At 40.1% G+C, this 19,911-nt stretch carries 24 protein-coding genes; 2 read left to right on the plus strand and 22 right to left on the minus strand.

Features of this window, described 5'->3' with window-relative positions; translation table 11 throughout:
- Positions 1 to 51: 51 nt before the first annotated feature.
- From alr to ADF62_RS00995, 9 genes are all read right to left on the minus strand, one after another.
- Positions 52 to 1,155: an alanine racemase gene (gene alr / locus ADF62_RS00955; RefSeq protein WP_003093673.1), complete on the minus strand. Its 1,104-nt coding sequence runs from the start codon at positions 1,153 to 1,155 to the stop codon at positions 52 to 54.
- Between the two features lie 27 nt (positions 1,156 to 1,182).
- Positions 1,183 to 1,536: a holo-ACP synthase gene (gene acpS, locus ADF62_RS00960; RefSeq protein ID WP_003093454.1), complete on the minus strand. Its 354-nt coding sequence runs from the start codon at positions 1,534 to 1,536 to the stop codon at positions 1,183 to 1,185.
- A 2-nt stretch (positions 1,537 to 1,538) separates the two neighbouring features.
- Positions 1,539 to 2,570: a 3-deoxy-7-phosphoheptulonate synthase gene (locus ADF62_RS00965; RefSeq protein ID WP_003094804.1), complete on the minus strand. Its 1,032-nt coding sequence runs from the start codon at positions 2,568 to 2,570 to the stop codon at positions 1,539 to 1,541.
- 84 nt (positions 2,571 to 2,654) lie between these two features.
- Positions 2,655 to 3,686, minus strand: coding sequence for a 3-deoxy-7-phosphoheptulonate synthase (locus tag ADF62_RS00970; protein WP_003094677.1), 1,032 nt, complete (start codon positions 3,684 to 3,686; stop codon positions 2,655 to 2,657).
- 23 nt (positions 3,687 to 3,709) lie between these two features.
- A complete protein-coding gene (gene secA / locus ADF62_RS00975; protein ID WP_003094665.1) occupies positions 3,710 to 6,259 on the minus strand; it encodes a preprotein translocase subunit SecA in 2,550 nt (849 codons plus the stop codon).
- A 182-nt stretch (positions 6,260 to 6,441) separates the two neighbouring features.
- Positions 6,442 to 6,786 carry a hypothetical protein gene (locus tag ADF62_RS00980; protein WP_003094447.1) on the minus strand — a complete coding sequence of 115 codons (345 nt, stop codon included), beginning with the start codon at positions 6,784 to 6,786 and terminating at the stop codon, positions 6,442 to 6,444.
- A 2-nt stretch (positions 6,787 to 6,788) separates the two neighbouring features.
- Entirely contained in the window at positions 6,789 to 7,736 is a 948-nt protein-coding gene (gene manA / locus ADF62_RS00985) for a mannose-6-phosphate isomerase, class I (RefSeq protein WP_003094273.1), read from the minus strand.
- A gap of 65 nt (positions 7,737 to 7,801) precedes the next feature.
- Positions 7,802 to 8,695: a fructokinase ScrK gene (gene scrK, locus ADF62_RS00990; protein ID WP_003093597.1), complete on the minus strand. Its 894-nt coding sequence runs from the start codon at positions 8,693 to 8,695 to the stop codon at positions 7,802 to 7,804.
- Between the two features lie 183 nt (positions 8,696 to 8,878).
- Positions 8,879 to 10,780, minus strand: coding sequence for a sucrose-specific PTS transporter subunit IIBC (locus ADF62_RS00995; RefSeq protein WP_003094312.1), 1,902 nt, complete (start codon positions 10,778 to 10,780; stop codon positions 8,879 to 8,881).
- 189 nt (positions 10,781 to 10,969) lie between these two features.
- Here ADF62_RS00995 and ADF62_RS01000 point away from each other — a divergent pair, with 189 nt between their 5' ends.
- Positions 10,970 to 12,412 (plus strand): sucrose-6-phosphate hydrolase, encoded by a 1,443-nt coding sequence (locus ADF62_RS01000; protein WP_003096051.1) that lies wholly within the window; start codon positions 10,970 to 10,972, stop codon positions 12,410 to 12,412.
- A gap of 8 nt (positions 12,413 to 12,420) precedes the next feature.
- On the plus strand, positions 12,421 to 13,386 hold the full coding sequence (locus ADF62_RS01005) for a LacI family DNA-binding transcriptional regulator (protein ID WP_003094484.1): 966 nt from the start codon (positions 12,421 to 12,423) through the stop codon (positions 13,384 to 13,386).
- An 89-nt stretch (positions 13,387 to 13,475) separates the two neighbouring features.
- On the opposite strand, the gene nusB is transcribed toward ADF62_RS01005, so the two are convergent.
- The 13 genes from nusB to ADF62_RS01050 form a co-directional block, all read right to left on the minus strand.
- Positions 13,476 to 13,910, minus strand: a complete 435-nt coding sequence (gene nusB / locus ADF62_RS01010; protein WP_002884506.1) for a transcription antitermination factor NusB — start codon at positions 13,908 to 13,910, stop codon at positions 13,476 to 13,478.
- A complete protein-coding gene (locus ADF62_RS01015) occupies positions 13,903 to 14,292 on the minus strand; it encodes an Asp23/Gls24 family envelope stress response protein (protein WP_003096049.1) in 390 nt (129 codons plus the stop codon). Before ADF62_RS01015 ends, nusB begins: the two co-directional genes overlap by 8 nt.
- Before the next feature lie 70 nt (positions 14,293 to 14,362).
- On the minus strand, positions 14,363 to 14,923 hold the full coding sequence (gene efp, locus ADF62_RS01020; protein WP_003096048.1) for an elongation factor P: 561 nt from the start codon (positions 14,921 to 14,923) through the stop codon (positions 14,363 to 14,365).
- Between the two features lie 112 nt (positions 14,924 to 15,035).
- Positions 15,036 to 15,491 carry a deoxycytidylate deaminase gene (locus ADF62_RS01025; RefSeq protein ID WP_003093914.1) on the minus strand — a complete coding sequence of 152 codons (456 nt, stop codon included), beginning with the start codon at positions 15,489 to 15,491 and terminating at the stop codon, positions 15,036 to 15,038.
- 18 nt (positions 15,492 to 15,509) lie between these two features.
- Entirely contained in the window at positions 15,510 to 16,571 is a 1,062-nt protein-coding gene (locus tag ADF62_RS01030) for a M24 family metallopeptidase (protein WP_003093704.1), read from the minus strand.
- Between the two features lie 131 nt (positions 16,572 to 16,702).
- Complete coding sequence (locus ADF62_RS01035; protein WP_003093593.1) at positions 16,703 to 17,425, minus strand: ABC transporter permease; 723 nt, start codon at positions 17,423 to 17,425, stop codon at positions 16,703 to 16,705.
- Positions 17,415 to 18,236 carry an ABC transporter ATP-binding protein gene (locus tag ADF62_RS11085; RefSeq protein WP_003093340.1) on the minus strand — a complete coding sequence of 274 codons (822 nt, stop codon included), beginning with the start codon at positions 18,234 to 18,236 and terminating at the stop codon, positions 17,415 to 17,417. The genes ADF62_RS01035 and ADF62_RS11085 overlap by 11 nt, the downstream gene beginning before the upstream one ends.
- A gap of 137 nt (positions 18,237 to 18,373) precedes the next feature.
- Positions 18,374 to 18,526 (minus strand): hypothetical protein, encoded by a 153-nt coding sequence (locus ADF62_RS11090; protein ID WP_164555397.1) that lies wholly within the window; start codon positions 18,524 to 18,526, stop codon positions 18,374 to 18,376.
- A 12-nt stretch (positions 18,527 to 18,538) separates the two neighbouring features.
- On the minus strand, positions 18,539 to 18,688 hold the full coding sequence (locus ADF62_RS11095; protein WP_003093496.1) for a hypothetical protein: 150 nt from the start codon (positions 18,686 to 18,688) through the stop codon (positions 18,539 to 18,541).
- 37 nt (positions 18,689 to 18,725) lie between these two features.
- Positions 18,726 to 18,860, minus strand: coding sequence for a bacteriocin (locus ADF62_RS09910; protein ID WP_003094349.1), 135 nt, complete (start codon positions 18,858 to 18,860; stop codon positions 18,726 to 18,728).
- 202 nt (positions 18,861 to 19,062) lie between these two features.
- Entirely contained in the window at positions 19,063 to 19,278 is a 216-nt protein-coding gene (locus tag ADF62_RS01045) for a hypothetical protein (RefSeq protein ID WP_003096046.1), read from the minus strand.
- Between the two features lie 21 nt (positions 19,279 to 19,299).
- Positions 19,300 to 19,449, minus strand: a complete 150-nt coding sequence (locus tag ADF62_RS11100) for a hypothetical protein (RefSeq protein WP_003094533.1) — start codon at positions 19,447 to 19,449, stop codon at positions 19,300 to 19,302.
- A gap of 173 nt (positions 19,450 to 19,622) precedes the next feature.
- Positions 19,623 to 19,865, minus strand: coding sequence for a DUF3923 family protein (locus ADF62_RS01050; RefSeq protein WP_003094026.1), 243 nt, complete (start codon positions 19,863 to 19,865; stop codon positions 19,623 to 19,625).
- Positions 19,866 to 19,911 lie beyond the last annotated feature (46 nt).

Here is a 19,911-nt window from a genome sequence, read left to right on the forward strand (position 1 = left end):
TTCACTAAAGTCAAAAAATCCAGTATCAAACTGGATTTCTATTTATTTATATCAATCATAGCTACGAGGTACACGATCACTAAGCAAACAAAGAACTTCGTAGTTGATAGTGCCACGTTTTTCAGCCACCTCTGTCGCAGTGATGCTTGCTCCCCCATTTTCACCCATAAGAGTGACAGGAGTCCCTAGGGGATAAACCTTAGGAAGGCGAACAGTGATCTGGTCCATAGACACGCGCCCAACAATAGGACAAAGCTGTCCATCCACAATAACGTGGAAACCTTGTAAATCTCTGGTCCAACCATCCGCATAGCCAATCGGAATGGTTCCAATAACCTCATCAACTGTCGTCGTATACGTTGCACCATAACCCACATCTTTACCTGCTGGCAGGGTCTTAACATGAACAAGTGCTGTCTCCAAGCTTAAAGCAGGACGAATGTTATATGGAAGGTCTAAAACACTGCCACTAGGATTGAGACCATAGATAACGACACCTAGACGTACCGCATTAAAGACTGTTTCTGCATGCCAGATACTCGTCGCAGAGTTGCTAGCATGTACCAAGCGAGGGCGGTCCACCAAGTTATTAACCAAATCCGTGAAGAAGGCCAATTGACGTTTGAATTTACTATCATCTGCCTCATCAGCCGTTGCAAAATGAGTAAAAATACCTTCGACATCAGCACCAAGATCCTTCAGACCAGCAATCAAGTTATCTGCATCCTCTAGGTTACGTACCCCAATGCGTCCCATGCCTGAATCAATCTTAATATGACAGGTCAAACCAGTCAAATCAAGCCCTTGCTTCTTAGCCATTTCCAACCACTCAAGCGAAGCTACCGTCAGCGTGATGTTTTCTTGAATAGCCAAAGGAACCTCGTCTGGCAAGACGACTCCTAAAATAAGTATCGGTTGCTCTAAGCCAGCTTGACGAAGTTCAAGCGCCTCGTCTAGGTTGGAAACACAAAAACCTTCCACCTGCTTAGACACATGCTTGGCCACTTCAACAGCGCCATGACCATAAGCATTGGCCTTCACAACTGCAAAAGTCTGCACCTGTTTAGGAATATGACTAACCACTTGTTCAATATTTTCTGAAATTGCTGACAGATCAACCTTTGCCAAGGTTGGTCGATGTAAACTCGAAATCATAAGCTATCCTCTTCCAACATCTATCTCTTAGTTTTTTTCTAAAATAACACTTGCCTGAACAAAATCACCGCTATGGGAAATGGAGATAAAAACCTTGCCTTCAAAAGGCGACTGAGTGACCACGGGAGCTCCCTTGTCATTGTTTAGAATTTCAATATCCTTAAAACCAACTGCTCCGATTCCAGTACCCCAGGCCTTTGAAAAAGCTTCCTTACCAGCCCAACGCCCTGCCAGAAATGACATCTGACGATTTCCAGAAAGGGACTCAAAACGCTCCCATTCTCTTGGTGTCAATACTTTCTTTGCAAAATGTGGGTTTCGGTCATAGGCCTTTTTAACTGCTGAAATTTCCTGCAAGTCTATACCATGTCCAAAAATCATAATTATAACGAAAGTCGATTGTGGATTTCACGAATAAGGCTATCTGTCTTATCCCAACCAAGACATGGATCTGTAATTGATTTACCATAAACTTCAGGTGTGTCTTGACGACCATCCTCAAGGTAAGACTCAATCATAAAGCCACGCACGGTATCCGCGATACGCTCATCCCACTCACGGTTAAGAAGGACTTCACGCACAATACGAACTTGCTCCATAAAGTTTTTACCTGAGTTGTCATGGTTAGTATCAACAAGAATAAATGGATTTTCCAGATTAAATGCACTATACTTGTCCAAAGCCTTAACCAAGTCCTCGTAATGGTAGTTAACAATATTCTGACCATTTTCATTGTTGGCACCACGCAGGATAGCGTGAGCAAGTGAGTTACCATCTGTTTTCACTTCAGCGCCATTGTAAAGGAAATGCTGTTGGTTCTGCGCCGCATAGATACCATTAAACATGACATTCAAATTCCCTGACGTTGGGTTCTTCAAGCCAATTGGTACATCAATACCTGAAGCTACAAAGCGGTGTTCTTGGTCCTCAACCGAACGTGCTCCAACAGCGTGGTAGCTAAGTAGGTCATCAAAGAAGGAAAGATTTGACGGATAAAGCATCTCGTCAGCGATTGGAAGGCCTGTTTCAGTAATAATACGTGACTGAAGGTGGCGAACCGCCTTAACCCCAGCAAGAAGGTCTACATCACCCTCTGCATCTGGTTGGTGGATAAGCCCCTTATAACCATCTCCATTAGTACGTGGTTTAGCCGTATAAACACGCATAACAATAAAGATTTTATCTTTCACTTCTTCCTGAAGTTTGGCCAAACGGTGGGCATAATCAAGAACGGCTTCTTCATTGTCGGATGAACATGGACCAATAACCAAGAGAACACGTTTGTCCTCACCCTTGATAATTTTTGCCAAGGTCTCATCATTAGCCTGTTTAGTTACTAGAGCGTCTCCCGTAAGAGCATGTAATTTCCTTACTTCCGCTACATCAATCAGCGGACTATTTTGGTGAATTCCCATTTATTTCCCTCTCTTTGTGAAAAGAGAGCGAACCGCTTGGTCATCCAAACGGTTCACTCCCCATATATGGTTTCTGTTACCTTATTATTTTGACAAAGTATCATGGATTTCACGAATCAATTCTTCTGTCTTATCCCAACCAAGACATGGGTCAGTGATTGATTTACCATAGACATCTGGCGCATCTTGACGGCCATCTTCAAGGTAAGATTCAATCATGAAACCACGTGCAACTTTGTTGATTTTTTCATTCCAATCACGGTTAATCAAGGTTTGACGAACGATACGGATTTGTTCCAAGTAACGTTTACCTGAGTTATCATGGTTTGTATCAATAACGATGAATGGATTTTCAAGGCCCATTTGTTCATAATGTTCGATTGTTTCAAGCACATCATCATAGTAGAAGTTAGGCACGTTTTTACCATATTCATTCGTTGAACCACGAAGAATAACGTGTGCCAATGGGTTACCTGATGTTTCAACTTCTTCACCGTTAAAGAGGAAGTTTTGTTTGTTTTGCGCAGCGTAGATACCGTTAAACATCACGTTAAGGTTCCCTGATGTTGGGTTCTTCATACCAGTTGGAACATCAATACCTGATGCAACAAAACGGTGTTGTTGGTCTTCTACAGAACGTGCACCGATGGCAATATATGACACAAGGTCATCTACCAAAGGAAGGTTTTCTGGGTAAAGCATTTCATCAGCAGTTGTGATACCAGTTTCAGTGATAACACGGTAGTGAAGATTACGTACAGCCTTGATACCATTGATTAGGTTTGGTTTACCTTCAGCATCAGGTTGGTGCACAAGCCCTTTATAACCATCACCATTTGTACGAGGTTTAGCTGTATAAACACGCATAACCATAAAGACTTTATCTTTCACTTCTTCTTGAAGTTTAGCCAAACGGTGAGCATAATCAAGAACGGCTTCTTCATTATCAGATGAACATGGACCAATAACCAAAAGCGTACGGTCATCTTCACCCTTGATGATTGCTTCAAGCTCTTTATCACGAGCTTGTTTCTTGGCAAGGGCTTCACCTGTCAATGTAGTTGATTCTTTAACTGCATCAAAATCAATTTTTTCACTTACTGCTTTAAAAACCATAATAATTACCTATTTCTTTTTATCTAAAACTGTTTACGACCGTGACAATTTTTGAATTTCTTACCAGAGCCACATGGACAGAAGTCGTTACGACCAACCTTACTAAAGTCAATTTCTTGACCATTAGCATCTGCTTGGTGGGCCTGGATATTGCCTGTTGCTGTTGTTGAAACGCGTTCATTAACATGTTCACGAGATTGTTCGTGGATTTGTGCTTTCATCATCGTACGAGTCACATCATACTCAATAGCACCAATCATATCTTGGAACATCTTGAAACCTTCAGATTGATATTCAACGATTGGGTTGTTTTGCGCATAACCACGCAAACCAACGGCGTTACGTAATTGATCAAGGGCATCAATGTGGTCTGTCCACTTATTATCAACAACCATCAAAATCAAGACTTTTTGGAACTCACGGATAGCTTCCTCTGAACGTAATTTCTTGATTTGACGATTATAAACATCGTCTGCTAACTCAGTCAGATAAACCTTGATAGCATCATAATTAACACTACGTTTCGTTACCTCTCCCACTTCTTGTAAATCTTCAAGTGAGATGGCATTCTCAGGAACCAGGGCCTGACGTGCAAAGTTCAAGATACCTTTAAGAGCTTCTTCTTGATCGTTGCGACTGTGCCCATCAACCGTACGGTTAATAGTACGCTTGATCATAGCCTTGATTTCAGGTTCAAGGTCACGCTCTGCTGTAATAACATCATAACGCTCAGCATAGATGATTTCACGCTGTTCACGCATAACGTCATCGTACTGAAGGACTTGTTTACGAGTATCGTAGTTATTCCCTTCGACACGTTTTTGAGCTGATTCCACTTGACGGGTCAACATACGTGATTTGATAACAATATCTTCGTCATCAGCGTTCAAACGTTCCAAGACATGCTTGATACGGTCAGAACCGAAACGACGCATCAATTCATCTTCAAGAGATAAGTAGAATTGAGACTCCCCTGGATCCCCTTGACGTCCCGCACGACCACGCAACTGGTTGTCGATACGACGGCTTTCGTGACGCTCTGTACCAATGACACAGAGTCCACCAAGGTCAAGAACACCTTCACCAAGTTTGATGTCAGTACCACGGCCGGCCATATTGGTCGCAATCGTAACAGCACCACGTTGACCTGCATTCATAATAATATGTGCTTCTTTTTCGTGGTTCTTGGCATTAAGCACTTCGTGAGGAATACCTGCGTCAACCAACATCTTAGAAATCAAGTCAGATGTTTCAACGGCAACCGTACCAACAAGGACTGGCTGCCCCTTCTCATAACGACGCTTAACATCTTGTACCACAGCACGGAATTTAGCATCCAAGGTTGAGTAAAGAAGGTCGTCATGGTCAATACGTTGAATTGGACGGTTTGTTGGAATTGGGATGATTCGCATGTTATAGATTTCACGGAATTCATCTTCTTCAGTCTTACCAGTACCAGTCATACCTGACAATTTCTTGTACATACGGAACATATTTTGGTAAGTGATTGAGGCAGAAGTCTTAGTTTCCTCTTGGACTGGTACACCTTCTTTAGCCTCGATAGCTTGGTGGAGCCCATCTGAGAAACGACGACCTTCCATGGTACGACCAGTAAATTGGTCAACGATAAGGATTTCTTGCTCAGGACTTACCACGTAGTCAATATCATGCAACATGATATAGTTGGCACGAAGGGCATTGTCAATATAGTGAGTCAAGGCAACATTGTCAATATCGTATAAGTTGTCCAAGTTGAAGAATTCTTCAGCCTTGTCAATACCTGAGTCATTCAAACCAATCGTTTTTGTTGGAATATCAATGGCATAATCATCTTCTGTCAAGGTCTTAACAAAGGCATCTGCACGATGATACAACTGGTTAGTTTCTGAACTTACAGGACCTGATACAATCAATGGTGTACGGGCTTCATCAATAAGAACCGAGTCAACCTCATCGACTAAGGCATAATTCAATGGACGTTGTACCATATTTTCCTTACGAACAACCATGTTATCACGAAGATAGTCGAAACCTACCTCTGAGTTGGTCGAGTAAGTGATATCACAGTTATAAGCTTCACGTTTTTCAGCTGGTGATTTAGCTGAAAGGTTAATCCCTACTGACAAACCAAGCCAACTATAAAGCTCACCCATTTCAGTCGCGTCACGCTCTGAAAGGTATTCGTTAACGGTGATAACGTGTACACCTTCACCTGAAATAGCATTCAAGTAAACAGGCATTGTCGCAGTAAGGGTTTTCCCTTCCCCTGTACGCATCTCCGGTACGTCACCATGGTGGAGCACAATACCACCCATAATTTGCACACGATATGGGAAAAGTCCAAGAACACGTTTCGCTCCCTCACGAACAACCGCAAATGCCTCTGGCAAGAGTTGATCTAGACTTTCTCCGTTTTGATATCGTTGTTTAAATTCTTCTGTTTTTGCCTGAAGTTCTTCATCTGAAAGAGCCGCCATTGCATCAGCATAGCTCTCAACTTTCTTGGCAGTTTTTTCTAGTTTTTTAATTTCGCCTTTATCATTTTCAATGATTTTGCGTAATATATTTGCCATCTTTTTTCCTTTCGACAGTCTTTATCTCCATATTTTACCACAAATGCCCCTTTTAAACAAGAAATCACTCAAGTATTGACAAAGAAAAAAGCCCCATTTTAAAGGCTTTCACAACAGATTAGCAAATAAACAAAAACTTCTTTATTAGATTCACTGAAAATATCGACAATAACACTTCAAGGCTATTTCTCAGTGATTTCTTGATTCTCTAAGAAATCCTCAAAGTCATGTAAGAGATTTTCAAAGGCCTGTTCAAAGAAAGCTCTATCACTACTACTATAAGCCTTCATAATCATAGGACTGGCCTCAAAATCCACGTAAAATTCGTATTCCAGAACACCATTTTCCCAGTAAAATTTGATGCTAGGGGAGGCCGTTTTTTCACCGCACATCCCAGGAATAGCCCGTTGTAAGCCATAAATGTGGTCTCCATAGTCTTTCAGACGATAGTAAGCTCCCTCAAAATAATAGGATTTGCCGATTTCAATACGCTCAAATAGTGCAGCTAAAACTTTTTCATTACTCATACTTAAGCCTCATTAGGGTGACTGACAATCATCTCCAATTGTCCATCAATTTCCCAATCTGTCACATCATTTGGAAGAATGAAGTGATCACCTTTTTTTAGACAATAAATGCGTGAATCGATAGTCATAGTCCCATTGCCAGAAAGTACTGAACAAAGCAAATAAGGAGCTGATTGTTTGAAGTCAACCAAGCCATTGAGTTTCCATTTATATACGGCGAAGAAGGAGTTTGATGTCAAACAAGTCGACTCTAATTGCAAGGTCTTAACAGTTGCTGGGACGCTATTTTCTGGGTCCCCTAGATCCAAGACATCAAGAGACTGTTGAATATGAAGCTCACGTTTATTGCCCTGATCATCCCTACGATCAAAATCATAGACACGGTAAGTGGTGTCGCTAGATTGTTGAGTTTCTAAGATCAGGATACCTGGACCAATAGCATGCATGGTACCACTTGGTACAAAGAAAAAGTCACCTTTCTTAACAGGAGTTTTCGACAAAAGCCCATCCCAATCACCCGCTTCAATCAAAGCTGCCAGCTCTTCCTTGGTCTGAGCCTTGTGGCCATAGATAATTTCGGCGCCCTCTTCGGCGTCAATAATATACCAACACTCCGTCTTTCCTAGTTCACCTTCATGCTCCATACCATAGGCATCGTCTGGGTGTACCTGCACTGACAGCCAATCATTAGCATCCAAAATCTTGGTCAATAAAGGAAATACACTCGCCTTTGGATGTCCAAAAAGTTCTGGTTTATCCTTGTAAAGCTCTGCCAGATGAAAACCAGCATACTTTCCATTTTTGACATAGGATACACCATTAGGATGAGCAGAGATTGCCCAGTATTCGCCAGTGTGTTCACTGGAAATATCATAACCAAATTCTGTCTTAAGGCGATTACCTCCCCAGATTTTTTCATGCATTGGCGAATCTAAAAATAAAGGTTCCATTACATCCTCCTGTATAGAGCAAAACGCCTTAAGATCATGTCTTAAAGCGATTTTACATATTTTGCTTATTTGCGTGAGTGTTTGTCAGCTACATCTTTGGCAAGTGCAAAGTTACCAAGCGTCGCAGAGCCATTACCTGAAACAGCCGGTGTCACAATATATTCAGTCACGTCTGGCACTGGAAGGTAACCATTCAAAAGAGTTGTGAATTTTTCACGGACACGACGAAGCATGTGTTCTTGTCCCATAACACCACCCCCAAAGACGATAACTTCTGGACGGTAGAGCACAGTTGCCTGGACAGCAGCTTGAGCAATGTAGTAAGCTTGAACATCCCAAACCTCAGAATTTTGCTCAATCAATTCGCCACGAATACCTGTTCGAGCTTCGAGTGATGGTCCAGCAGCCAAACCTTCCAAACATCCGCGGTGGAATGGACAAGTTCCGTTAAATTCATTGGAAACATCATTTGGGTGAAGAGGTACATATACGTGACCAGCTTCAGTGTGACCCATACCACCAATGAACTCACCATTTTGAATAGCACCGGCTCCAATACCAGTTCCGATAGTGTAGTAAACAAGACTCTTAACACCTTTACGAACAAGTGTCTCACCATAAGCAGATGAGTTAACATCAGTCGTAAAGTAGAAAGGAATATTAAACTCTTTAGCAATCAAACCAAGAAGGTCGACATTTGACCAATGTGGTTTTGGTGTTGAAGTCACAAAACCATATGTTTCAGAATTTGGATCAACATCAATTGGTCCAAATGAACCAATTGCAATTCCAGCCAATTGATCTTCATAACGTTTGAAAAATTCAATCGTACGATCAATTGTTTCATAAGGTGTTGTTGTTGGGAATTGCGTTTTTTCAATGACTTGGAATTTCTCATCACCAACAGCACAAACAAACTTTGTACCACCAGCTTCCAAGCTTCCGTATAGTTTAGCCATATGTAAAGCTATCTCCTTTTATGATCAATAAATAACTATCTTATTACTATTATAAAGAAAAGCAAGATAAAAGACAATCTAAATAAAAGCATATTTAAGCTGCTACAAACTTGGCTTCATATCACTCTTCTTTATAAAACATTCAACTAAAAAAGCCGAAACAGCTTCGACTTTTCTAGCGTATTATTTAACTGCGATGAAGTCAGCACCCTCAGCAACTGAACCAGTTGCTACTGATGAAACATCTTCGAAGTCTGCAGTGTTTGTAACGATAACCATAGTTGTATCGTCAAGACCTGCTTCAGTGATAACTGAGCTATCGAAGGTAGCCAAGACATCACCTTTTTTAACACGTTGATTTGCTTGAACCTTAGCATCAAATCCTTTGCCATCAAGTGAGACAGTATCGATACCGATGTGGATAAGCACTTCAGCACCTTTATCAGATTTAAGTCCGTAAGCGTGACCTGTTGGGAAGGCAATTTGCACTTCACCGTCAAATGGTGCAACAACTTGGTTACCTGAAGGTTTGATAGCGGCACCTTTACCCATAGCTCCTGAAGAGAAGACTGGGTCATTTACATTTTCCAAAGCTACAACTTCACCTTTAAGTGGAGCAGCGATTGTTTCAGCTTGTAATGCAACTGGAGCTGATTCTGCAGATGCAATATCTTCAGCAACAACTTCTTTTTGAGCTTCAACTTCTTCCTCTTTATAACCAAAGAGCCAAGTAAGAACGAAACCAAGAGCAAGTGTTACAAGTACCATGATCACATACTTAAGTACTTGACCGTTTAGGTAAAGAAGAGTACCAGGAACGATTGTTACACCAAATCCTGTACCAGCAAGGTTAAGGATTGATGCCAACCAACCACCGGCAGCACCAGCGATAAGCCCCATGATAAATGGTTTACCGAAACGAAGGTTAACCCCGAAGATAGCTGGTTCAGTGATACCAAGTACCGCTGAAAGAGTTGCAGGGAAAGCAAGAGCTTTCAACTTAGAATCTTTAGTTTTAACACCCACTGCAAGTGTCGCACCAGCTTGGGCAGTCATAGCAGCTGTGATGATAGCGTTAAGTGGGTCTTTACCAGTATTAGCAATGAGGTTAGCTTCAAGCAAGTTAAAGACGTGGTGAACCCCTGTAACGACGATAACTTGGTGAACTCCACCAAGAACAAGACCAGCAAGACCAAATGGCAAGTTAAGAATCCATTCTGTAGCAGCAAGAACATAGCTTTCAACAGTATGGAAGACAGGGCCAATGATAAAGAGAGCCAAGGCTGACATTACAGCAAAGACGATAAGTGGACGCAAGAGAAGGTCAAGAACGTCTGGAACCCATTTACGAACCCATTGCTCGAACTTAGCACCAAGCAAACCTACGAAGAAGGCTGGAAGCACTGAGTTTTGGTAACCTACTACTGGAATAAAATCAAAGAAGTAGATTGGTTTAGCAGCACCTGATGCAACATCCCAAGCGTTAGGAAGGGCGTTGTTAACCATCATCAAACCAAGAACCAAACCAAGAAGTGGTGAACCACCAAATACGTTAAAGGCTGACCAACAAATCAAGGCTGGGAAGAAGGCGAAGGCTGTATCTGTCAATACAACTGTGTAAGTATAGAAATCAGTAGCAGCAAAAGCTTTTGATGTTGTACCGAACAAACCAAGAACTGTATCGTTATTAATTGCTCCACGGATACCCATAAAAAGACCAGTCGCTACGATTGCTGGAAGCAATGGAACGAAAACATCACCGAACGAACGGATAGCACGTTGGAACCAGTTTCCTTGTTTAGCAGCCTCTGCTTTTTGTTCGTCTTTAGATGCTGTTGGAAGACCTTGAGCAACGACTTCGTCGTAAATCTTGTTAACAGTACCTGTACCAAAAATCATTTGGTATTGACCTGAGTTAAAGAAAGCACCTTGAACTTTTTCAATGTTCTCAGCCTTTTCTTTATTGATTTTGTTTTCATCTTTGACCATCACACGTAGACGAGTCGCACAGTGAGCAACACTGTTGACGTTTTCACGTCCACCGAGGGCATCGATGACTTCTTTTGCAATTTGTTTGTTATCCATTTGCAAAATTCTCCTTAATAAAATTTAATATGAAAGCGTTTAGCTTTTCTTTACGATAACTATTTTAGCATCTTTTTGTCATATGTCAACCGTTTAGCATATTTTTTTGTTTTTTTATGATAAATCGTTGATTTTTCTAGGTAAAACGTTTACTATATTACTAACAAATAGATTAGGAGATCCCTTTATATGAATCTACCAACAGAAGTTCGTTACCGTCCATACGCAGATTGGACAAACGAAGAAAAAACAAAAATTAAAGAAAATGTCGCTAAATCACCTTGGCGTGCAAGCTACCATATCGAACCAGAAACAGGGCTTCTTAATGATCCAAACGGTTTTTCTTACTTTAATGGTAAGTTCCAACTTTTCTACCAAAGTTGGCCATTTGGAGCTGCTCATGGTTTGAAACAATGGGTGCATACTGAAACTGAAGATTTGGTTCACTTTACAGAAACTGGTGTCAAACTCTTGCCAGACCATGAAAATGATAGCCACGGTGCCTACTCAGGTTCTGCTTATCAAATTGGTGATAAACTCTTTATCTTCTACACAGGTAACGTTCGTGATGACAATTGGGTTCGTGACCCACGCCAAATCGGTGCCTGGATGGATAAAGACGGCAAAATCGAAAAATTAGACAAGGTTCTTATCAAGCAACCTGCTGACGCTACTGAGCACTTCCGTGACCCTCAAATCTTCGATTACAAGGGACAATTCTACGCTATCGTAGGTGCTCAAAACCACGATAAACACGGTTTTATCAAACTTTACAAGGCAGTAGACAATGATGTCGAAAACTGGGTTGAAGTTGGAGACCTAGACTTTGATGGCACTGGCTCAGAATACATGATTGAGTGTCCTAACCTTGTCTTTGTAGATGGTAAACCTGTTCTTCTTTATAGCCCACAAGGTCTTGATAAAGCTGAACTTGACTACGACAACATTTACCCTAACACTTATAAGATTTTCCAAGATTTCGACACTGAGAAACCTGCCCTCGTTGATGGCACACCAATTATCAACTTGGACTATGGATTCGAAGCATACGCGACTCAAGGCTTTAACACTCCAGATGATCGTGCCCTTATTGTTAGCTGGATTGGTCTCCCAGACGTAGACTATCCAACTGACAAATACGACTACCAAGGTGCTATGAGCTTGGTTAAAGAATTATCTATCAAAGATGGTAAACTCTACCAATACCCAGTAGAAGCTATTACAAGCTTACGTGCTAGTCAAGAAGATTTCTCTGAAAAAACGGCAACAACTAACACTTACGAGCTTGAACTTAACTTTGAAGCTAACAGCCAAACAGAACTTGTCCTCTTTGCAAACCAAGAAGGAAACGGCTTGTCACTTACTGTTGATACTGAGAACGGAAAAGTTATCCTTGACCGTTCTAAAGCTGGTGAACAATATGCTACTGACTTTGGAACAAGTCGTGAATGTACACTTGATGCCGGTCAAGCTGCAACCGCAAACATCTTTGTAGATAACTCAATCGTTGAAATTTTCTTCAACAAAGGTGAGAAAGTCTTCACTAGTCGTGTTTTCCCAAGTGCAGAACAAACTGGTATCAAAGTAACATCAGGAAACGTTTCTGGACACTACTTCGACTTGAAATACTAGGGTGATTTATGGTCGCAAAGCTTACTGACGTTGCCGAACTAGCTGGTGTGAGCCCAACCACAGTTTCTCGCGTCATAAACAAAAAGGGCTACCTCTCACAGAAGACCATTGACAAAGTTCACGCTGCTATGCAAGAACTCAACTATAAACCTAATAATTTAGCTCGAGGTCTTCAAGGAAAGTCGGCCAAACTCGTTGGCTTGATTTTCCCAAATATTTCCAATGTATTTTATGCCGAACTTATTGAACGTCTTGAGGATGAACTCTTTAAGCAAGGCTATAAAACCATTATTTGTAATAGTGAGCACGATCCTAACAAGGAGAGGGACTATTTGGAGATGCTTGCCGCCAACCAATGTGATGGCATCATCTCGTCTTCTCACAATCTTGGTATCGAAGATTATGAAAAGGTTGAAGCTCCTATCATTGCCTTCGACCGTAATCTGGCCCCAAAGATTCCTATTATCTCATCTGATAACTTTGAAGGAGGAAAATTAGCCGCAAAAGCCTTAGTCAAGGCTGGTTGCCAGCGTATTGTCATGATTACAGGTAATGATAATTCAGATTCTCCAACTGGACTCCGTCAACTTGGGTTCAATTACGAATTGAATAAACACGGTATTGTCTGCCCTGTCCCAAACGATTTATCTCTCATGCGACGAGAATTGGAAATCAAATCTATTATTTCTCGTGAAAAACCGGATGGTATCTTTGTCTCAGATGATTTAACAGCTATCTTAGTTATGAAAGTAGCTAGACAACTAGAACTTTCCATCCCCAATGACTTAAAAATCATCGGTTACGACGGTACTGCCTTTATCCGACACTTCTATCCAGAGCTAGCAACCATCCAACAGCCTTTGGATGAAATTGCTAAACTTTGTGTCGAAATTCTTTTGAAGAAAATCAAAGGCGAAATAGTCAGTCGTGATTATGTGCTACCAGTAAATTTGATTTCTGGTGGCAGTATATAAATAAAAGTCGCAAGAAATCTCCGTTTGCGACTTTTTCTTGAGCTTAGTTATCAAAAAAAGAAGTTGAAACAGCAATCAACTTCTTTTTCTTATGCTTCGTCTGTCACAAACTGACTAAGAACACCATTAATGAACTTAGCAGATGTTTCATCAGAATATTTTTTAGCAATTTCAATAATTTCATTGATAGCCACACGTCCTGGTGTCTCTTCAAAAGACGTGATTTCATAAAGTCCCAAACGAAGGAGAGTACGATCTGTCACAATCAAACGTGAAAGACTCCAACCTTCTTTCAATTTTTCTTCAATTTGACTATCAAGTTGAGCCAACTCTTCACGGACGCCTGTTACTAGGCTAAGGAGAAAAGCTGGTACATCAACTTCAGTTTCTTCGTCAATTGGCTTGTCATAAGTGTAAGCGAAATGTGCTTGTTCCAGAGCTTCACCACCAAATTCAAGGGCAAAAAGCGTTTGAAAAGCACGCTCACGAAGGTCACGACGTGAATCTTTAAAGATATTAGTCATTCAAAAAATCCTCGTTAAACAATTCAGCCAAGTCCGGTTTTTGCGACTTTTCAGTAACAATAGATTCAACGTGAACGTTGACTTCTGAAATTGACACTTCGGCCATATCATAGACAGCTGCTTTAACAGCCTTTTGAATCTCAATTGAAACCGCAGGCACATTAACGCCATACTGAAGAGAAACGTAGATATCAGCGTTTACTGTACCATCTTCCTCAGTTTGAAGATAAACACCACGTCCCAAGCTTGTTTTGCTGAGACTATCTGTAACGTTTTTGTTTTGAAGGGCGTAAACACCGTCCACTTTAGTTGCAGCGATACCAGTAATCACTTCAAGAACACGAGGAGCAATTACGATTTCACCGATATTTTCTGTAGTCATCGCATATTTCCTTTCCGTTAGTTTGGAAAATAAAGCTTTCAAACCAGTGGTTCGAAAGACTTAGTTAGGCTTAGGCACGTGATACGTAAGTACCTTCAGCTGTGTTGATAACCAATTTTTGACCAGCTTCGATAAAGTCTGGAACGTTAACCACAAGACCAGTTTCAAGTGTTGCAGGTTTACCTGAACCTGTAACTGTTGCACCTTTGATTGATGGTTGTGTTTCAGTAACTGTCAATTCAACAGTTGTTGGCACTTGCACACCGATAACTTCTGTTCCGTAGAATTGGATTTTTACGTCTGAGTTTTCAAGGATAAATTTCAATTCTTCTTGAACGTTGGCTACTGGGATTTCATATTGGTCATATGTTTCAGTGTTCATGAAGTATGCAGTATCATCCATTTGGTACAAGTATTGTGCTGGTACTGTTTCGATGATTGCTTGTTCAAATTTTTCTTCTGGACGGTAGCTAGTGTCAAAAGTTGAACCTGAGCGAACATCACGCAATTTCATACGCATGATTGTGTTACCTTTACCAGGTTTGTGGTGGCTAGCTTCAAGAACTTTGATCAATTTGCCATCACTTGTTACGAAAGTCATACCCGCACGGAGTTTACTTGCTTCAATCATTATTAAATACCTCTTTGTAAAAATTATTATCAGTTTATTCTACCATAAATGACAGCATGGCTCAAATGTTTTATAGAATCAGACCTAAAACCTAAGATTTTCCAAGGAAAATCTAGTCATCCATCCCCAAGTGTACCTCTGGAACATCATGTTGCACATAAGAGACTCCCTTTTGTTCCATCAACTCAATCGCAAAGGCGTGGGGGCGATAATTAGCCTTATAAGTAATCTTAACAACGCCAGCCTGAAGGAGAGCTTTGGTGCAGTTAATACAGGGAAAATGCGTCACATAAATTTCTGTATTTTTAGTAGAAATCCCCTCTTTGGCACACTGGATAAGAGCGTTCATCTCCGCATGGACCGTACGAATACAGTGACCATCTTCCATGTAGTGACCAACCTCATTACAGTTATCTGTCTCAGAGACTCCACCGTTATAACCTGTAGCAATAATGCGGTTGTCCTTGACCAAAACAGCACCAACAAAGGCACGGTCACAGGTAGAACGTTTAGAAATCAGCTCTGCATTAGCCATAAAATAGTCTTGCCAAGATAGACGGTTTGGCATAAAATATTCCTCCAAATCTTAGAGTACAATCAATTCCTTAGGTGCAAGAGTAATCAATTCGCAACCATTTTTAGTAATAATGATATCATCTTCAATACGAACACCGTATTTGTCAGCCAAATAAATACCTGGTTCATCCGTCAAGACCATACCAGCTTCGATAGTCTCATCAGAATTACCGAAGTAAGGAATCTCGTGAATATCAAGACCGATACCATGTCCAATACCATGTGTAAAGTAGTCGCCGTATCCCGCTTCGACAATAACATCACGCGCAACCTTATCATAGTCACGACGTGTCATACCAGCCTTAGCTGCGTCAATCAAGGCCTGGTTAGAACGTAGAACGATATCATAAATTTCACGCTCCTCATCAGTGGTGTCACCAATATGGATAGTACGAGTCATATCACTAACATAGTGATTGTAGTAACAACCAAAGTCCATAGTCAAAGTTTCTCCTGACTGAATGACCTTGTCTGAAGCAACACCGTGAGGCATAGCTGAACGGTAACCTGAAGCAATGATAGACTCAAAGGAAATACCTGAAGCTCCATATTCACGCATACGGAAATCTAGGAAGTTAGCCACTTGTAGTTCTGTTGTTTGACCTGGTTTGATAAAATCAAGCACATCTGTAAAGGCACGGTCTGAGATAGAACAAGCCTTACGGATAGTTGCCAATTCTTTTTCGTCCTTGATCATACGCAACTCTTCCATGAAGTTACTTTGTGGTGACAAAGTGTAGCCTTCAAAAATCGCTTGAAGACCTTGATAGTAAGCAAATGATACCTGATTGTCAAAACCTATTGTCTCCAGTTTATCAGCCCCGATAATTTTAACAATATCCTTAAGTGGATCCTTACTTTCAATAATATCAAAGCCATGCACGGATTGTTTGGCAATGAGGGTATAACGTGAATCGGTTAAGAAGAGGCGACGATTCTTAGTGATGAAGACAGTCGCATTTGTCCCCCAGAAATCTGTCAAATAATAAATATTGTTTTGTCCTGTCACCAACAAGGCATCAAGGCCTGATTGGGCAAGTTTAGCATCAAATCGTTCAAGTCTACGTTGCATTTGAATGACTCCTTTGGTATTTTAGGTTAATTATACCAAATTCTCAGATTTTAAAGGACGAAATTGATACTTTATCGTGTTTTTTTGATGGCATTAAGAAAAAGCCAGATGAAATTCTGACTTTATAAGCACTACACATAGGCTCGCTTTTCGTAGATAGTTGGCGCAAAGAGGAGCAAAACCAAAGTCCAAGCAAACAAAACAAAGGCTTCGCGAAGACTGAAGAACTGTTGACCGCTAGTAAAGACTGCTCGCATAAAGCTAAATGGCACATAAGTCATCAACTTAGTTATGGTATCCCCTAAACTAGCCAAATAGAGCGTAAAGAAAGTCATTCCTGTTACACCAAAATAGGTCATTACAAAGGCTGTCAAGGTACTTTTTACAAACAATACAAGTAAGGAGGAAACCATATAAATAAAGGCTCCATAGAGTAGAAAATCAATATAGATGCCTCTGATATAATCCCACAAAGGAAAATCGACATGTTGCACAGAATACTTGTAGAAGGCCAACTCCAAAACCAAAATAGTAGCAGCAACTATAGACAACACAAGGAAACTTAAGAGTTTTCGAAGAATAACCTCGCATCCAGATAAGGAAGACACCCGAATCATATTAATTGTTCGATTCTGAAATTCTCGTCCAAGACTAGATACTGCTAAATAAACAAAGACGATATCCACGATAAAAGAATAACTGGCAACAATCGCAGATGGACCAAGGTAATCTCCCCTATAGCCATCACATAAGATTACAATTGCACCAATCAAGGCTACCAATCCGAGACAAATAAAGACACTCCTCGTCACACATTCCTGCTGTAAAAATACGGTTCTCAATTTACTTTTCATTGAATAGCACCTCACTTAATCCTTCTTTTTCATAAGTAAAAGGAATCCCCTCCCTATCCATAACCTGCTTAACAGCTGCTAATCCTTTGACTAAGATATCATGCTTTTGTCGTTCAAAAGGTAGACCATTTAATTTGAGCAGAGACATCAATGACTTCAAACTTAAATCCTCAGTATAAATCTTGTATTTAACATTATCACTATCATCTAAGTAAATCAGCTTATGATTCCTCAACAAATAGTTTTTCGTACAAACCTGCTCAAGATTAGACAAGATATGACTCGAGATAATAAAGGTTAGACCATGATTTTTCGCTAACTTTTTAATTAATGTGAGAAGACTGTTGATTCCATTAGGATCCAGACCATTTGTAGGCTCATCAAGAAGGATAAGTTCATCTGAAGCAATTAAGGCGATAAACAACCCCACACGTTGCTTCATTCCCAAAGACAATTTGGAAGCCTTGCGTTTAAGATAGGCTGCCACCTCCAACTCGTCCTTATAACGGTCAATCAATGCGTAATCTTTACTGTACAATTTACAATAGAATTTAAGATTAGCTTCAACAGTCATGTTAGGATATAGAGCCGGAGCTTCAATCAAGGCTCCTACAGTTCTTGTTTTTAAGTCAATAATATCCTTGGGTCCTGCCAAAATACCTGAAACTAGTTTCATCAGGGTCGTCTTCCCTGCACCATTATTACCAATCAAACCGGCAATATCCCCCTTCTCTAACGTAAACGAGATATTATCCAAAACGGTTTGCTTTCCAAAACTATAGGTTAAGCCTTTCACCGCTAGCACTGTCATCTTTCTACCTTTCTTTGTTTAAATATATTTCTAATATAAATCTTTAACATCCAAGTGATTAGTTCACCTGAACGATGATAACTTATAACGTTTATTCTTTTTGACTCTCATGAAAATAAGAGTTATTTAATAACCTGCTATCTTATTTTTCTCAGTTTTAAAATCTCAACTGCAATATAACTTACTTGTCCAACTCCATAACCAATGTCATATGCTACATTTCCCCCAACAATTTCAGAAAGCTTATCAAAGGTTAAAGAATCAAATTTATCCATCATCATTGTATCCATATACATTTTCCCTTAACCTCTAAATCCATCTACAAATCCACGACCAAAATCATAAACCGTGTGAGTAACTACTCCGACTCCATATCCTACAGATGAATCAATACTTCCACCAACTACAATTACTAAATCTTTAATATCAATTTTTTGAAATGCATTTTTCATGTTCTCTCCTATTCTTTATTTCATTGACTTCGACTACCTACCACGCATGATGAAAACCTTTTACAAATTCGTTAATAACGTACTTACCATATTTAACTGGATTGAAACCACCACTGATTTGCTCTAAATCATCATTGGACAACACCGTAAATAATTGTTTTTCTTCTAACATTACAAAGCTCCTTTCTAAATAAAATTCTAAGGTTAGCTCTCTCAGCAGCTCTTAGCTACTAAGTCCAATCTATGACTTCATTATAAGAGCTTAACAAGATAAAAAAAGTGACATAAATGTCACCATTCCATAGCATTAAAGGCAAAAAGAAAAGGCTAAGCAAATAAACTCAACCTGAGACTATAGTAATCAACAGAGAAAATCATTTCTCCTTATCCTTACTCGCCACCCTAAGCGCAAACAAAGAAAAAGCTAGCGAAAGTGTTGACCAGACGAAACAATGGTCAATAAAGGCAACGCCTTCGTTGAAACTTAGCGTAGCATTTATCATCACAATAAATAGCCAGACGATCACGATAACAATGCTTAAACTTCTAATAAGATTATTCTTCTGTTTATCCATATTTCTCTTTCCCATATTTGGTACTCATGGTAACTTCTAATCGCCATAAGGAGGGCTTCTTTTCAACCACCATTTGTTCCAACCCAATCGTTCAGGCAAGGTTTGAGGTCTAGCTACAAAACCACCCCCTGTAACATTTTCTAAGGTTTCAGCATTGAGCTCTTCACCATATGCCTTAGTTCGCATTCTTATTTCTCCTTTCTTTTCAAAAATAAATACAGCAATAACCACCTGGACTATACAAGATTTAGTCGTCTTGGAAACCTAGTTGGTTTGGGTATAAGATCATTATAAGTTCTCTCTTTTCAAAACAATAGTGACATAAATGTCACTATCACTGAACACAAAAATCCAAGCCTCTATAAGACCTGTTCCAAAACTTGTTTATTTCTACGGTGTTTCAGAATAAGATAAAATATCACTTCAAAAAGGAGAAAACTAACATAAACTCCTGAAACGTAAAGTAAGGTTTGCGATTTATCCGTTGTTGATTGAAAACGACCATGATGATCCACTGTACGGATGCTAATCAAAAGACAAATATCTAGAAATAGGGCTAGAAGAATACCATTAAAGCCTATGAAAAAACGCTTTTTAACCATAGTCTGACTCCTGTATGTTTTTTCCTAACCATAGAATAGCAAGCTC

Origin of the sequence: Streptococcus sp. 1004_SSPC (assembly GCF_001069025.1) — a bacterium.
GTDB lineage: Bacteria > Bacillota > Bacilli > Lactobacillales > Streptococcaceae > Streptococcus > Streptococcus vestibularis.

Coding starts and splice junctions, on each gene's coding strand:
- ADF62_RS01000 (WP_003096051.1), top strand. CDS start 10,970: ATGAATCTACCAACAGAAGTTCGTTACCGTCCATACGCAGATTGGACA.
- ADF62_RS00970 (WP_003094677.1), bottom strand. CDS start 3,686: ATGGTTTTTAAAGCAGTAAGTGAAAAAATTGATTTTGATGCAGTTAAA.
- ADF62_RS11100 (WP_003094533.1), bottom strand. CDS start 19,449: ATGCGAACTAAGGCATATGGTGAAGAGCTCAATGCTGAAACCTTAGAA.
- ADF62_RS11085 (WP_003093340.1), bottom strand. CDS start 18,236: ATGACAGTGCTAGCGGTGAAAGGCTTAACCTATAGTTTTGGAAAGCAA.
- ADF62_RS09910 (WP_003094349.1), bottom strand. CDS start 18,860: ATGTTAGAAGAAAAACAATTATTTACGGTGTTGTCCAATGATGATTTA.
- nusB (WP_002884506.1), bottom strand. CDS start 13,910: ATGACTAATATCTTTAAAGATTCACGTCGTGACCTTCGTGAGCGTGCT.
- manA (WP_003094273.1), bottom strand. CDS start 7,736: ATGGAACCTTTATTTTTAGATTCGCCAATGCATGAAAAAATCTGGGGA.
- ADF62_RS01025 (WP_003093914.1), bottom strand. CDS start 15,491: ATGCCAAACCGTCTATCTTGGCAAGACTATTTTATGGCTAATGCAGAG.
- alr (WP_003093673.1), bottom strand. CDS start 1,155: ATGATTTCGAGTTTACATCGACCAACCTTGGCAAAGGTTGATCTGTCA.
- secA (WP_003094665.1), bottom strand. CDS start 6,259: ATGGCAAATATATTACGCAAAATCATTGAAAATGATAAAGGCGAAATT.
- ADF62_RS01015 (WP_003096049.1), bottom strand. CDS start 14,292: ATGACTACAGAAAATATCGGTGAAATCGTAATTGCTCCTCGTGTTCTT.
- ADF62_RS00980 (WP_003094447.1), bottom strand. CDS start 6,786: ATGAGTAATGAAAAAGTTTTAGCTGCACTATTTGAGCGTATTGAAATC.
- scrK (WP_003093597.1), bottom strand. CDS start 8,695: ATGGCTAAACTATACGGAAGCTTGGAAGCTGGTGGTACAAAGTTTGTT.
- efp (WP_003096048.1), bottom strand. CDS start 14,923: ATGATTGAAGCAAGTAAACTCCGTGCGGGTATGACTTTCGTAACAAGT.
- ADF62_RS01005 (WP_003094484.1), top strand. CDS start 12,421: ATGGTCGCAAAGCTTACTGACGTTGCCGAACTAGCTGGTGTGAGCCCA.
- ADF62_RS11095 (WP_003093496.1), bottom strand. CDS start 18,688: ATGAAAAATGCATTTCAAAAAATTGATATTAAAGATTTAGTAATTGTA.
- ADF62_RS01035 (WP_003093593.1), bottom strand. CDS start 17,425: ATGAAAAGTAAATTGAGAACCGTATTTTTACAGCAGGAATGTGTGACG.
- ADF62_RS00965 (WP_003094804.1), bottom strand. CDS start 2,570: ATGGGAATTCACCAAAATAGTCCGCTGATTGATGTAGCGGAAGTAAGG.
- ADF62_RS01045 (WP_003096046.1), bottom strand. CDS start 19,278: ATGGGAAAGAGAAATATGGATAAACAGAAGAATAATCTTATTAGAAGT.
- ADF62_RS00995 (WP_003094312.1), bottom strand. CDS start 10,780: ATGGATAACAAACAAATTGCAAAAGAAGTCATCGATGCCCTCGGTGGA.
- acpS (WP_003093454.1), bottom strand. CDS start 1,536: ATGATTTTTGGACATGGTATAGACTTGCAGGAAATTTCAGCAGTTAAA.
- ADF62_RS01030 (WP_003093704.1), bottom strand. CDS start 16,571: ATGCAACGTAGACTTGAACGATTTGATGCTAAACTTGCCCAATCAGGC.
- ADF62_RS01050 (WP_003094026.1), bottom strand. CDS start 19,865: ATGGTTAAAAAGCGTTTTTTCATAGGCTTTAATGGTATTCTTCTAGCC.
- ADF62_RS11090 (WP_164555397.1), bottom strand. CDS start 18,526: ATGGATACAATGATGATGGATAAATTTGATTCTTTAACCTTTGATAAG.